Source organism: Bacillus sp. RHFS10 (assembly GCF_016757475.1).
GTDB lineage: Bacteria > Bacillota > Bacilli > Bacillales > Bacillaceae > Bacillus > Bacillus subtilis_G.
The window spans coordinates 1187969-1202476 of record NZ_JAESPO010000001.1 but is presented as its reverse complement, the minus strand read 5'-3'; the positions used below and the strand labels follow the sequence as shown (position 1 = coordinate 1202476).

Genomic DNA, 14508 nt, shown 5'->3' with positions numbered 1-14508 from the left:
GAAGTTTTTAGGGAGGGGTACTGTCTTAATGGAACAGTTATCAGTAAACAGAAGGCAGTTTCAAATTCTTCTGCAGCAGATTAATATGACAGATGATACCTTCATGACATACTTTGAAGATGGTGAGATTAAAAAGTTGGCGATACACAAAGCGTCTAAGTCTTGGCATTTTCATTTTCAATTTAAATCTTTGCTGCCTTTTCAAATATATGACACATTAACAACGAGGCTGACGCAATCGTTTGCCCACATAGCAAAAGTGACATCTTCAATCGAAGTGCAAGATGCCGAGGTCAGCGAAAGTCTAGTACAAGATTACTGGTCACGCTGTATTGAGGAACTGCAAGGCATTTCACCGCCGATTATCAGTCTTTTAAACCAGCAAAAACCGAAATTGAAAGGCAATAAACTGATTGTCAAAACAAAAACGGACACGGAAGCGGCTGCTCTTAAGAACAAATATAGTTCTATGATTCAAGCCGGATACCGTCAATTTGGTTTCCCGGATCTTCAGCTTGATGCCGAAATCTTTGTATCCGAGCAAGAAGTTCAAAAGTTTCGGGAGCAAAAGCTTGCGGAAGACCAAGAGCGGGCCATGCAGGCACTGATTGAAATGGAGAAGAAAGATCAAGAAAGTGATGAAGATCAAATACCATCTGGGCCTCTTGTCATCGGTTATCAAATTAAAGATAACGAAGAAATCCGGACACTTGACAGCATCATGGACGAAGAACGGAGAATAACGGTCCAGGGTTACGTGTTTGATGTGGAGACACGAGAGCTGAAAAGCGGGCGTACGCTGTGTATCTTCAAAATTACAGACTACACAAATAGTATTTTAATCAAAATGTTTGCACGTGAAAAAGAAGATGCGGCACTGATGAAGTCTCTGAAAAAAGGAATGTGGGTAAAAGCACGCGGCAGCATTCAAAATGACACTTTTGTCAGAGATCTCGTCATGATCGCAAATGACGTAAACGAAATGAAAGCAAAAACCCGTGAAGATTCTGCATCTGAAGGAGAAAAAAGAGTGGAATTGCATTTGCATTCCCCAATGAGCCAAATGGATGCTGTTACGGGTGTCGGAAAGCTTGTCGAACAGGCAAAAAAATGGGGGCATGAGGCCATCGCTTTGACTGACCATGCTGTCGTTCAATCCTTCCCTGATGCGTATTCTGCCGCAAAAAAGCATGGAATTAAAATGATTTACGGGATGGAAGCGAATCTTGTTGATGATGGCGTGCCAATTGCTTATAACGCTGCACATCGGCTGCTTGAGGAAGAAACATATGTTGTTTTTGACGTCGAGACAACAGGACTGTCTGCTGTATACGATACCATTATTGAGCTGGCTGCAGTAAAAGTAAAAGGCGGAGAAATTATTGATAAATTTGAGGCGTTTGCGAACCCGCATCGTCCGCTTTCAGCCACAATCATAGAGCTGACCGGCATCACCGATGATATGCTTCGCGACGCTCCTGATGTCGTAGATGTAATAAGAGATTTCAGAGAATGGATCGGCGATGATATCCTTGTCGCTCACAATGCAAGTTTTGATATGGGATTCTTAAACGTAGCTTATAAAAGGCTTCTTGAAGTCGAAAAAGCTAAAAACCCAGTCATTGATACGCTTGAGCTTGGCCGTTTTCTCTATCCGGAATTTAAGAACCACCGTTTGAACACACTTTGTAAAAAGTTTGATATCGAACTGACACAGCATCACCGTGCGATCTACGATACTGAGGCGACGGCTTATTTGCTCCTGAAAATGCTGAAGGACGCGGCTGAAAAAGGCATTCAGTACCATGATGAGTTAAATGAAAATATGGGTCAGTCCAACGCTTATCAAAGATCGAGACCTTATCACGCAACATTACTTGCTGTGAACAGCACGGGTCTTAAAAATTTATTTAAGCTTGTGTCACTCTCTCATATCCATTATTTTTACAGAGTGCCTCGTATCCCGAGATCTCAGCTTGAGAAATATAGGGAAGGGCTTCTGATCGGTTCAGCCTGTGACAGGGGAGAGGTTTTTGAAGGAATGATGCAAAAATCGCCTGAAGAGGTGGAAGATGTCGCGTCATTCTATGATTATCTCGAAGTTCAGCCGCCTGAAGTGTACCGTCACTTGCTAGAACTTGAACTGGTCCGCGATGAAAAATCGCTTAAAGAAATTATTGCGAATATCACGAAACTGGGTGAAAAGCTAAATAAACCGGTTGTTGCTACGGGAAATGTACATTACTTGAATGACGAGGATAAAATCTACAGAAAGATTTTAGTATCCTCTCAAGGCGGGGCAAATCCGCTGAACAGACATGAACTGCCGAAAGTGCATTTCAGAACGACAGACGAAATGCTTGAAGCATTTTCTTTCTTAGGCGAAGAAAAAGCGAAGGAAATCGTTGTCACCAATACCCAAAAGGTTGCTTCTTTAATCGATGACATCAAGCCAATTAAAGATGATTTGTATACACCGAAAATCGAAGGCGCTGATGAAGAGATCAGAGAAATGAGCTATCAGCGTGCAAGAAGCATTTACGGCGAAGAGTTGCCTGAAATTGTGGAAGCGCGGATTGAAAAAGAATTAAAAAGTATCATTGGCCATGGCTTCGCTGTTATTTATTTGATCTCTCACAAACTTGTAAAACGTTCACTAGATGACGGATATCTCGTAGGTTCCCGTGGTTCCGTAGGCTCCTCATTAGTTGCGACGCTTACTGAGATCACTGAGGTCAACCCGCTGCCGCCGCATTATGTATGCTCTGAGTGCCAACATTCTGAGTTCTTTAATGACGGGTCTGTCGGTTCCGGTTTTGACCTGCCTGACAAGATATGCCCTCATTGCGGAACGCCTTTGAAAAAAGACGGCCATGATATTCCGTTTGAAACATTCTTAGGATTTAAAGGGGACAAAGTACCTGATATCGATTTGAACTTTTCAGGGGAATATCAGCCGCACGCACACAATTACACAAAAGTATTGTTCGGAGAAGACAATGTATATCGTGCGGGAACGATAGGAACAGTTGCAGAAAAAACAGCTTACGGATATGTAAAAGGCTATGCCGGGGACCACAATCTCCACATGCGCGGGGCCGAAATAGATCGGCTCGTACAGGGATGTACAGGTGTTAAACGTACGACCGGACAGCACCCTGGGGGTATTATCGTTGTCCCGGATTATATGGACATTTATGATTTTTCACCAATTCAGTTTCCGGCGGACGCCACAGGTTCAGAGTGGAAAACCACTCATTTTGATTTCCACTCCATCCATGACAACCTGTTAAAACTCGATATTCTCGGACACGATGACCCGACCGTTATTCGGATGCTTCAAGACTTAAGCGGAATTGATCCGAAAACCATTCCAACAGATGATCCTGAAGTGATGAAAATCTTCCAGGGAACCGAATCACTCGGTGTTACAGAAGAACAGATCGGCTGTAAAACGGGTACTCTGGGAATTCCTGAATTCGGAACCCGATTTGTGCGGCAGATGCTTGAAGATACAAAGCCGACAACTTTTTCCGAGCTCGTTCAGATTTCAGGCTTATCTCACGGAACTGATGTATGGCTCGGCAATGCACAAGAGCTCATCCACAATAATATTTGTGAGCTGAGTGAGGTTATCGGCTGCCGTGATGACATTATGGTTTATTTAATCTATCAAGGCCTTGAGCCATCCCTTGCCTTTAAAATCATGGAATTTGTACGTAAAGGAAAAGGATTAACGCCTGAATGGGAAGAAGAAATGAAAAATAACAATGTCCCGGACTGGTATATTGATTCTTGTAAAAAGATTAAATACATGTTCCCGAAAGCCCACGCCGCGGCTTATGTATTAATGGCGGTCCGCATCGCTTACTTTAAAGTGCATCACGCGCTTTTGTATTATGCGGCTTATTTTACCGTTCGTGCAGACGACTTTGATATCGATACAATGATCAAGGGTTCTACAGCAATCAAAGCCGTAATGGAGGATATTAACGCTAAAGGGCTTGATGCTTCACCGAAGGAAAAAAACCTTCTCACTGTGTTAGAATTAGCGCTTGAAATGTGTGAGAGAGGCTATACATTCCAAAAAGTCGATTTATATCGCTCCAGCGCTGCAGAGTTTATTATAGACGGCAACAGCCTTATCCCGCCGTTTAACTCCATTCCTGGATTAGGAACGAACGCTGCTCTGAATATTGTAAAGGCTCGTGAAGAAGGCGAATTCCTCTCTAAAGAAGATTTGCAAAAGAGAGGGAAAGTGTCAAAAACGATTTTAGAGTATTTAGATCGCCATGGCTGCCTGGAATCACTGCCTGATCAAAACCAATTGTCATTGTTTTAATATAGAAGCAGAATTTCTCAGGAAATTCTGCTTCTATGCATACATAAGCGCAAAAAGTGACATTGTAACATTAGAGTCTCTGTCATTTGCTTAGGTGAAGTTAAGTGTATATCCATTTGCAATAAAAATATGGTTATGGTATAGTTTTATTGGAAATGCTAACGATTACCGAGGCAAAGAGTGGGGAAACCCGCTCTTTTGTATTGAACAGGAGAATTTTGTCTCGACATGTTCATCGTTTACTTTTAAGCCCCTGCTCTTTTGAAGCAGGGTTTTTATGCAGAGTGACGAGACGAACATGAGATCGACAGCACAAGGAGGAAGAACATGAGCAAAAAAGTGACTGACACCGTTCAAGAGATGGCTCAGCCAATCGTAGACAGCCTTCAGCTGGAACTCGTTGACATTGAATTTGTCAAAGAGGGTCAAAGCTGGTTCCTTCGCGTGTTTATTGATTCCGATGACGGTGTGGATATTGAGGAATGTGCCAAAGTAAGCGAAGCTTTAAGCGAAAAGCTTGATGATGCAGACCCAATCAGCCAAAATTACTTTCTTGAAGTCTCATCTCCAGGAGCTGAGCGTCCGCTAAAGAAAAAAGCCGATTTTGAAAAATCACTTGGGAAAAATGTGTACATTAAGACGTATGAGCCTATTGATGGCGTAAAAGTGTTTGAAGGTGAACTGGCTGAATTTGATGGACAAACAGTGACAGTTGAGATCACGATCAAAACAAGAAAGAAACGGATCAATATTCCGTATGAAAAGATAGCTAATGCACGATTAGCTGTTACGTTCTAATGAATACAAATGCTTTAAGGGGGGAGACCGTTAAATGAGCAGTGAATTATTAGATGCTCTCACGATTCTTGAAAAAGAAAAAGGCATCAGTAAAGAAATTATCATTGAAGCAATCGAAGCTGCGTTAATTTCTGCTTATAAGCGGAATTTTAATCAAGCGCAAAATGTACGAGTGGATTTAAACCGTGAAACAGGCTCCATCCGTGTATTTGCAAGAAAAGATGTCGTTGACGAAGTATACGACCAAAGACTGGAGATCTCTATTGAAGAGGCGCAGGGCATCCATCCGGAATATATGGTCGGCGATGTTGTCGAAATCGAAGTAACGCCTAAGGATTTTGGGCGCATAGCTGCTCAAACAGCGAAGCAGGTCGTCACACAGCGTGTGCGCGAAGCTGAGCGCGGTGTGATTTATTCTGAATTTATCGACCGTGAAGAAGACATCATGACAGGTATCGTCCAGCGTCTGGACAATAAGTTTATCTACGTGTCTTTAGGCAAAATAGAAGCCTTGCTGCCGGTTAATGAGCAAATGCCAAATGAAAGCTACAAGCCTCATGACCGCATTAAGGTATTTATCACAAAAGTAGAAAAAACGACGAAGGGCCCGCAGATTTATGTGTCAAGAACACACCCAGGCCTGTTAAAGCGTTTGTTTGAAATCGAAGTGCCTGAAATTTATGATGGAACTGTCGAGCTGAAATCTGTAGCCAGAGAAGCCGGAGACCGTTCAAAAATTTCGGTCCGCACAGACGACCCTGACGTGGATCCTGTCGGCTCATGCGTAGGCCCTAAAGGCCAGCGTGTTCAGGCGATCGTCAATGAATTAAAAGGTGAAAAAATTGACATTGTCAACTGGTCCAGTGATCCTGTAGAATTTGTCGCAAATGCACTCAGTCCTTCGAAAGTGCTGGAAGTCATCGTTAATGAGGAAGAAAAAGCGACAACTGTTATTGTCCCTGATTACCAGCTGTCTCTGGCGATTGGCAAAAGAGGACAAAACGCACGCTTAGCTGCTAAACTGACAGGCTGGAAGATTGATATTAAGAGCGAAACGGACGCAAGAGAACTTGGAATCTATCCGAGAGAACTTGAAGCAGACGACGATGAGCCGCTTTTTACGGAGCCTGAAACTGCTGAAACGGATGAATAAGAGGTGGCCTTAGGTGAATAAACACAAGAAGATCCCGTTACGCAAATGTGTAGTGACTGGTGAAATGAAGCCTAAAAAAGAATTGATCCGAGTTGTACGTTCGAAAGAAGGCGAAATCTCAGTAGACCCGACCGGAAAGAAGAACGGGCGGGGTGCTTATTTAACGCTGGATAAAGAGTGCATTTTAGCAGCAAAAAAGAAAAACACTTTACAAAATCAATTTCAATCACAAATCGATGACCAGATTTTCGAAGAATTGCTAGAGCTGGCGGAAAAGGTGAAAAAATAAAATGTCTGGAATGGAATGGTTTCCCTTGCTGGGTCTGGCCAATCGAGCTCGTAAGGTCGTGTCAGGCGAGGACTTGGTAATTAAAGAAATCAGGAATGCGCGTGCAAAGCTTGTCCTGCTTACAGAGGATGCATCATCTAACACAGCGAAAAAAGTAACCGACAAGTGCAGCTATTATAAAGTCCCTTATAAAAAAGTCGAGAGTCGCGCGGTTCTTGGACGCTCTATCGGTAAAGAAGCCCGTGTCGTTGTCGCCGTCACTGACCAAGGTTTTGCGAATAAGCTGATCAGCTTGCTCGATTAATATTTTTGGGGGTGAACGAATGGCTAAAATGAGAGTATACGAATATGCAAAAGCATTAAATGTTTCAAGTAAGGAAATTTTGACCGCACTGAAAAACATGAATTTAGAAGTGAATAATCACATGGCCATGCTTGAAGAAAAGGCTATTAAACAGCTTGATGCCAAATATAAAAAAGGCGGCGCAGCCGTTAAATCTCAAAAGCCTGCAGAAACGAACAAAAACAAACAGACGCAAGGGGTTAATCAGCAATCTGCTGGAAATCAACCAAATAAAATTCGAGACGGAAAGAAGAATGACGTGCAGAATAATCAATTTAACAAAAACAAGAAGAATAACAACAACAAAAAAAATAAACGCAACAACAACAATAAGAATCAATATCAGCAAAAGCCTGTAAAGCCGAAAAAAGAGCTTCCTGAGAAAATTACATTCTCCGGCACTTTAACAGTCGGCGCATTGGCTGAGGAGCTTGGCAAAGAGCCTTCAGAACTCATTAAAAAGCTGATGCTTCTTGGCGTAATGGCAACCATTAACCAAGAGCTTGATAAAGATACAATCGAACTCATTGCATCAGAATATGGTGTAGAAACAGAAGAAGTCATTGTGCTTGAAGAAACAGAACTGGAAAAATATGAAGAGCCTGATAAAGAAGAGGATCTTGAAATTCGTCCTCCTGTCGTGACGATCATGGGTCACGTTGACCATGGGAAAACGACGCTTCTTGACAGCATCCGTAAAACGAAGGTTGTTGAAGGAGAAGCAGGCGGAATCACCCAGCATATCGGTGCTTACCAAATTGAAGAGAACGGCAAGAAAATTACGTTCTTGGATACTCCGGGCCACGCCGCATTTACGACAATGCGTGCACGCGGTGCAGAAGTAACTGATATTACGATTCTCGTTGTGGCTGCAGATGACGGTGTAATGCCGCAAACTGTAGAAGCGATTAACCATGCAAAAGCAGCTGAGGTTCCAATTATCGTTGCTGTGAATAAAGTTGATAAAGAATCCGCAAATCCTGACCGTGTGATGCAGGAACTGACGGAATACGGACTTGTCCCTGAAGCTTGGGGCGGAGAAACCATTTTTGTTCCGCTTTCCGCTTTAACCGGAAAAGGCATTGATGAACTCGTTGAAATGATTTTGCTTGTCAGTGAAGTAGAGGAATTGAAAGCGAATCCGAAACGCCAGGCAAAAGGAACGGTTATTGAAGCGGAACTTGATAAAGGCAGAGGGTCAGTTGCGACATTGCTCGTACAGACTGGGACACTGAATGTCGGTGATCCTATCGTAGTTGGCAATACATTTGGCCGTGTCCGTGCCATGGTCAACGATATTGGACGCCGTGTAAAAACTGCCGGCCCGTCAACTCCGGTTGAAATTACCGGTTTGAACGATGTCCCTCAAGCTGGAGACCAATTCCTTGTCTTTAAGGATGAAAAAACAGCTCGTTCTGTCGGGGAAGCCCGTGCTTCGAAACAGCTTGAAGAGCAGCGCAGCGATAAAGCGAAACTCAGTCTTGATGATTTATTCGAGCAAATTAAACAAGGTGATGTAAAAGACATTAACCTCATCGTAAAAGCTGATGTTCAAGGATCTGCTGAAGCCTTAACGGCCGCACTTCAAAAAATTGAAGTAGAAGGCGTTAAAGTGAAAATCATCCACACAGGCGTTGGTGCAATTACTGAATCTGACATTATCTTGGCATCTGCTTCCAATGCAATAGTTATCGGGTTTAATGTGAGACCGGACGGAAATGCTAAGAGTACGGCTGAAGCTGAAAATGTAGATATTCGTCTTCACCGTATCATTTACAAAGTAATCGACGAGATTGAAGCTGCCATGAAAGGTATGCTTGATCCTGAATATGAAGAAAAAGTAATTGGCCAAGTAGAAGTACGCCAAACATTCAAAGTATCTAAAATAGGTACAATTGCCGGCGGATATGTTACTGAAGGAACCATTACGCGCGACAGCGGCCTCCGTTTAATTCGTGACGGCGTCGTCATCTTCGAAGGCGAAGTAGACGTTTTGAAACGTTTTAAAGACGATGTGAAAGAAGTTTCACAAGGCTATGAATGTGGTATTACAATTAAGAAATACAATGACATTCGCGAAGGTGACATCCTGGAAGCTTATGTCATGCAAGAAATTGAAAGAAAGTGATCGGATTTGCGGAATGTGAATGCATCATTTATGATGCAGGATCGCTAAAAGAAAAGCGTGCCGTTCTGAAGCGGGTTTTAACCAGGGTTCAAAACAAGTTCAATGTTTCGATTTCGGAGATTGACTATCAGGACACATGGCAAAGGACCAGCTTCGGAATCGCCGCTGTTTCTTCCTCTCGCGTTCAAACAGAAAAAGAGCTGCAGCGCGTCCTAGCGTTTATCGATTCTTTTCCTGAAATTGAACGGACGATCACTAGGACAGAGTGGTTTTAACTTAGAGGTGATTGAATTGAGTATGAGAGCAAACCGTGTCGGCGAGCAAATGAAAAAAGAACTCGGTGATATTATCAGCCGCAAGCTGAAAGATCCGAGAATAGGTTTTCTGACAGTAACGGATGTACGTGTATCAGGTGATTTGCAAATTGCAAAGGTGTATATCTCGGTTCTCGGCGACGAGAAAAAACGGGAGGAAGCGCTGAAAGGGCTGGCAAAGGCGAAAGGATTTATCCGATCTGAAATCGGCAGCCGCATCAGACTTCGAAAAACGCCTGAAATTGAATTTGAGTTCGATGAATCAATCGATTACGGAAATCGAATCGAAACGCTGATTCACGAATTACATTCAGAGAAACCATCTGAATAAAAAATGGAGAGGATAGGCGTATATCGTCTGTCCTCTTTTCTTCGTTTTAAAGAGAAAAAACCAAAAGAAGGAGTGAAAGACAATGGTTAACGGAGTTCTCCTTTTACATAAACCGGTTGGCATGACATCGCACGACTGTGTCATGAAGATCCGAAAACTGTTAAAAACAAAAAAAGTAGGACATACGGGAACACTCGATCCAGAAGTGTCAGGTGTACTTCCGATTTGTGTGGGAAGGGCGACAAAAATAGTCGAATACTTGACTGAAAAGTCTAAAACATATGATGCGGAAATAACACTTGGCTTTTCAACGACAACAGAGGATCAGACTGGCGAAAGGGTTGAAACTAAGCCTGTCAATCAAGCCATTGATAAAGCAGATGCAGTAAAAGTTTTAAATAGCTTAAAGGGTAAACAAGAGCAAATTCCTCCCATGTATTCCGCTGTCAAAGTAAACGGCAAAAAATTATACGAGTACGCAAGAGCAGGTATTCAGGTAGAACGTCCAAAACGTATGATTACTATTGAAGACATTGCCCTGACGACAGAGATTAAACATAATGGAGAAACGGCAAGCTTTCGGTTTACAGTGACATGCTCCAAAGGGACCTATGTAAGGACGCTGGCGGTCATGATCGGAGAAAAACTCGGATATCCGGCTCATATGTCTCATTTAATCCGTACGGCATCCGGAGACTTCTCTCTCGACGAATGCTTTACCTTTGATGAACTGGAAACACAGGCTCAGTCCGGGACCGTGGGAGAGCATACAGTTCCTATTGAAGGCGCGCTCAATCATTTGCCGAAATGGATCATAAGTGATACATTAGCTAAGAAAGTAGAAAATGGGGCTTTGCTTGAGACGCCCGAGCAGTTTTCTGAGATGACAAGCGAAGACCGCATTGCTGTCTTTACGGAATCTGGAAGTTGTTTGGCGATCTATTTTCCCCATCCTACAAAAAAAGGGCTGTTAAAGCCGGCAAAAGTATTGCTGCAAAAAAGCGAACAATAGAAAAAAGGTGACCGTTCTGTGAAGACGATACATATTACACATCCTCATCATTTAATCAAAGAGGAGCAGGCAAAGTCTGTGATGGCGTTAGGGTATTTTGACGGCGTTCATCTAGGGCATCAAAAGGTAATCGGCACAGCGAAGCAGATAGCTGAAGAAAAGGGCCTGGCGTTAGCTGTGATGACCTTTCATCCTCATCCTTCCCATGTATTGAGGAGGAATCAGGAGCCAAAGGATCTGATTACGCCTCTGGAAGATAAAATAAACCAAATTGAACAATTAGGCACAGAGATTCTGTATGTCGTTAAATTTAATGAAGCATTTGCTTCTCTTTCTCCTAAGCAGTTTGCAGGCCAGTATATTGTCGGTCTTAATGTACAGCACGCTGTTGCGGGCTTTGACTTTACGTACGGCAAATACGGTAAGGGAACAATGGAGACCATGCCGCATGATTTAGATGGAGAAGCTGAGTGCACAATGGTAGAAAAATTAACGGAACAAGATAAAAAAATCAGTTCCTCGTATATCCGTACCGCGCTTCAAAACGGAGACGTTGAATTGGCGAATGTCTTGCTTGGACAGCCTTATTTTATAAAAGGAATTGTCATTCACGGTGATAAAAGAGGGCGGACCATCGGGTTTCCGACAGCAAATGTCGGTTTAAATAACAGCTATATCGTTCCGCCGACGGGTGTATATGCCGTAAAAGCGGAAGTGAACGGCGAAGTCTACAACGGCGTTTGCAATATCGGCTATAAGCCGACATTTTATGAAAAACGCCCGGAGCAGCCTTCAATCGAAGTCCATCTGTTTGATTTTGATCAAGAGGTATACGGAGCCGCTATAAAAATTGAGTGGTATAAACGGATTCGGAGCGAGCGGAAATTCAATGGCATCAAAGAATTAACAGAGCAAATTGAGAAAGACAAGCAGGAAGCCATCCGTTATTTCAGCAATTTGCGGAAATAACATGCAATGTACACAAATTTCATTTTAAAATATTTGCATATAGGCGCGATTTTTAGTATGATAGTTTGCGTAGTCTTAAAACCATTGCTTGGCAATCCGAAGTCACCGACGGTTGCTAGGTAACTGGGGCTAAATATGATTTGGAGGTGAAACAGGATGGCAATTACTCAAGAGCGTAAAAACCAACTCATCAGTGAGTTCAAAACACACGAATCTGATACTGGATCTCCAGAAGTTCAGATCGCTATCCTAACTGACTCAATTAACAATTTGAACGAGCATTTACGTACTCATAAGAAAGACCACCATTCACGTCGCGGTCTTCTTAAAATGGTAGGTAAGCGTCGTAATCTTCTTACGTATCTACGTAATAAAGACGTAACTCGTTATCGTGAGTTAATTAACAAACTAGGCTTACGTCGATAATCGTAAAAAGCGGGAGGATTCCCGCTTTTTTATCGTATTAAAGCGAAAATTTCTTATAACAAATCATTGAAATCCTTTTACATACTACTTTGACATTGATATGTTCAATTCATTTCGTTCATAATAGGAGTAATTGATTATTTCACACAACGAAGAGAGGAGTTCGTAATCGTATGGGACAAGAAAAACATGTCTTTACCATAGATTGGGCCGGAAGAACGCTTACCGTTGAAACCGGCCAGCTTGCCAAACAGGCAAACGGTGCTGTTATGATCCGTTACGGTGATACAGCAGTGCTTAGTACAGCAACCGCTTCAAAAGAACCAAAACCACTTGATTTCTTCCCGCTTACTGTAAATTATGAGGAAAGATTATATGCGGTAGGGAAAATTCCGGGCGGATTTATTAAAAGAGAAGGGCGTCCAAGTGAAAAAGCGGTTCTTGCCAGCCGTTTAATCGACCGTCCGATCCGTCCTTTGTTTGCTGATGGATTCCGTAATGAAGTTCAAGTCATCAGCATTGTCATGAGTGTTGACCAAAACTGCTCTTCTGAAATGGCCGCTATGTTCGGTTCATCTCTGGCTCTTTCTGTATCGGATATTCCGTTTGAAGGACCGATTGCAGGGGTTACTGTCGGACGCATTAATGATGAATTTATCATTAACCCGACAGTCGATCAGCTTGAGAAAAGCGATATCAATCTTGTCGTTGCCGGCACGAAAGATGCCATTAACATGGTAGAAGCGGGAGCGGATGAAGTTCCTGAGGAAACCATGCTTGAAGCCATTATGTTCGGCCATGAAGAAATTAAACGCCTGATTGCATTCCAAGAAGAAATTGTAGCAGCAGTCGGCAAAGAAAAATCAGAAATTGCGCTCTATGAAATTGATGAAGAGCTTAGTGAAAAAGTAAAAGCTTTAGCAGAAGAAGATTTGCTGAAAGCCATCCAGGTTCATGAAAAGCATGCCCGCGAAGATGCCATTAATGAAGTGAAAAAAGCAGTTGTGGCGAAATTCGAGGATGAAGAGCATGATGAAGACACAATCAAGAAAGTGAAGCAGACTTTATCCAAGCTGGTGAAAAATGAAGTGCGCCGGTTGATTACTGAAGAGAAAGTAAGACCGGACGGCCGCGGTGTCGATCAAATCCGCCCGCTTTCTTCTGAGGTCGGCATCTTGTCAAGAACTCATGGATCAGGGCTGTTTACAAGGGGACAAACACAGGCTCTCAGCGTATGTACGCTAGGCGCTCTTGGAGATGTGCAAATCCTTGACGGCTTAGGTGTCGAAGAGTCGAAACGGTTTATGCATCACTACAACTTCCCGCAATTCAGCGTTGGGGAAACAGGGCCAATGCGCGGACCGGGACGCCGTGAAATCGGACATGGAGCACTGGGTGAGCGTGCGCTTGAGCCAGTTATTCCGTCTGAAAAAGACTTCCCTTACACTGTCCGTCTTGTATCAGAAGTGCTTGAATCAAATGGTTCTACGTCTCAAGCAAGTATTTGCGCAAGCACACTTGCAATGATGGATGCCGGTGTACCAATTAAAGCCCCAGTTGCGGGTATTGCGATGGGTCTTGTCAAATCAGGCGAACATTACACTGTTCTGACTGACATCCAAGGCATGGAAGACGCGCTTGGAGATATGGACTTTAAAGTAGCCGGAACTGAAAAAGGCGTCACGGCGCTGCAAATGGACATTAAAATCGAAGGACTTTCCAGAGAGATTCTTGAAGAAGCGCTTCAGCAGGCGAAAAAAGGAAGAATGGAAATTCTCAATAGCATGCTTGCGACATTAAGCGAATCAAGAAAAGAGCTTTCTCAATATGCACCTAAGATTTTAACAATGGCCATTAATCCTGATAAGATCCGCGATGTCATCGGGCCAAGCGGAAAACAAATCAATAAAATCATCGAAGAAACCGGTGTTAAAATTGATATTGAACAGGACGGCACCATCTTTATTTCTTCAACAGTTGAAAGCAGCAACCAAGAAGCGAAAAAAATCATTGAAGACCTTGTCAGAGAGGTTGAAGTCGGCCAGCTTTACCTAGGTAAAGTGAAACGAATTGAAAAATTCGGAGCTTTCGTTGAAATTTTCAGCGGAAAAGACGGTTTGGTGCACATTTCAGAGCTTGCGCTTGAACGCGTAGGAAAAGTTGAAGATGTTGTGAAAATCGGGGACGAGATTCTTGTCAAGGTCACTGAAATTGATAAACAAGGACGAGTCAATTTGTCCCGTAAAGCGGTGCTCCGTGAAGAGAAAGAAAAAGAAGAACAACAATCTTAAATGAAAACATAAAAGGAGCCTGGGAGACCCGGCTTCTTTATTTTGAAGCTTTTAAAATGCAGGCAGGTTCTACCTTGTCCTTATCCTTCATAATGTGAGGTGAGGGGGGACA

The 14508-nt window shown here is 43.0% G+C and carries 12 protein-coding genes; all 12 read left to right on the top strand.

Going from position 1 to position 14508, the window contains the following annotated elements; all coding sequences use genetic code 11:
- Positions 1 to 28: 28 nt before the first annotated feature.
- The 12 genes from JMN17_RS05690 to pnp all read left to right on the top strand — a co-directional run bounded on the left by JMN17_RS05690 (position 29) and on the right by pnp (position 14396).
- Positions 29 to 4342 carry a PolC-type DNA polymerase III gene (locus JMN17_RS05690; protein WP_087991631.1) on the top strand — a complete coding sequence of 1438 codons (4314 nt, stop codon included), beginning with the start codon at positions 29 to 31 and terminating at the stop codon, positions 4340 to 4342.
- A gap of 327 nt (positions 4343 to 4669) precedes the next feature.
- Positions 4670 to 5140: a ribosome maturation factor RimP gene (rimP, locus tag JMN17_RS05685; protein ID WP_202327674.1), complete on the top strand. Its 471-nt coding sequence runs from the start codon at positions 4670 to 4672 to the stop codon at positions 5138 to 5140.
- Positions 5141 to 5174: 34 nt separating this feature from the next.
- Positions 5175 to 6293, top strand: coding sequence for a transcription termination factor NusA (nusA, locus tag JMN17_RS05680; RefSeq protein WP_087991632.1), 1119 nt, complete (start codon positions 5175 to 5177; stop codon positions 6291 to 6293).
- Between the two features lie 13 nt (positions 6294 to 6306).
- Positions 6307 to 6582: a glucose-induced regulator RulR gene (gene rulR, locus JMN17_RS05675; RefSeq protein ID WP_010334283.1), complete on the top strand. Its 276-nt coding sequence runs from the start codon at positions 6307 to 6309 to the stop codon at positions 6580 to 6582.
- A gap of 1 nt (position 6583) precedes the next feature.
- On the top strand, positions 6584 to 6886 hold the full coding sequence (locus JMN17_RS05670; RefSeq protein ID WP_087991633.1) for a YlxQ family RNA-binding protein: 303 nt from the start codon (positions 6584 to 6586) through the stop codon (positions 6884 to 6886).
- A gap of 19 nt (positions 6887 to 6905) precedes the next feature.
- Entirely contained in the window at positions 6906 to 9053 is a 2148-nt protein-coding gene (gene infB / locus JMN17_RS05665; RefSeq protein WP_087991634.1) for a translation initiation factor IF-2, read from the top strand.
- A complete protein-coding gene (locus tag JMN17_RS05660; RefSeq protein ID WP_010328005.1) occupies positions 9050 to 9328 on the top strand; it encodes a DUF503 domain-containing protein in 279 nt (92 codons plus the stop codon). The genes infB and JMN17_RS05660 overlap by 4 nt, the downstream gene beginning before the upstream one ends.
- Positions 9329 to 9344: 16 nt before the next feature.
- Positions 9345 to 9698, top strand: a complete 354-nt coding sequence (gene rbfA, locus JMN17_RS05655) for a 30S ribosome-binding factor RbfA (RefSeq protein ID WP_009967251.1) — start codon at positions 9345 to 9347, stop codon at positions 9696 to 9698.
- A gap of 82 nt (positions 9699 to 9780) precedes the next feature.
- The gene (gene truB, locus JMN17_RS05650; protein WP_087991635.1) at positions 9781 to 10710 is read left to right on the top strand and encodes a tRNA pseudouridine(55) synthase TruB; all 930 of its coding nucleotides are present in this window, start codon (positions 9781 to 9783) and stop codon (positions 10708 to 10710) included.
- Between the two features lie 18 nt (positions 10711 to 10728).
- Entirely contained in the window at positions 10729 to 11679 is a 951-nt protein-coding gene (gene ribF, locus JMN17_RS05645; RefSeq protein ID WP_087991636.1) for a bifunctional riboflavin kinase/FAD synthetase, read from the top strand.
- Positions 11680 to 11835: 156 nt separating this feature from the next.
- Positions 11836 to 12105: a 30S ribosomal protein S15 gene (gene rpsO, locus JMN17_RS05640; protein WP_003154182.1), complete on the top strand. Its 270-nt coding sequence runs from the start codon at positions 11836 to 11838 to the stop codon at positions 12103 to 12105.
- Positions 12106 to 12278: 173 nt separating this feature from the next.
- Complete coding sequence (gene pnp / locus JMN17_RS05635) at positions 12279 to 14396, top strand: polyribonucleotide nucleotidyltransferase (protein ID WP_202327673.1); 2118 nt, start codon at positions 12279 to 12281, stop codon at positions 14394 to 14396.
- Positions 14397 to 14508 lie beyond the last annotated feature (112 nt).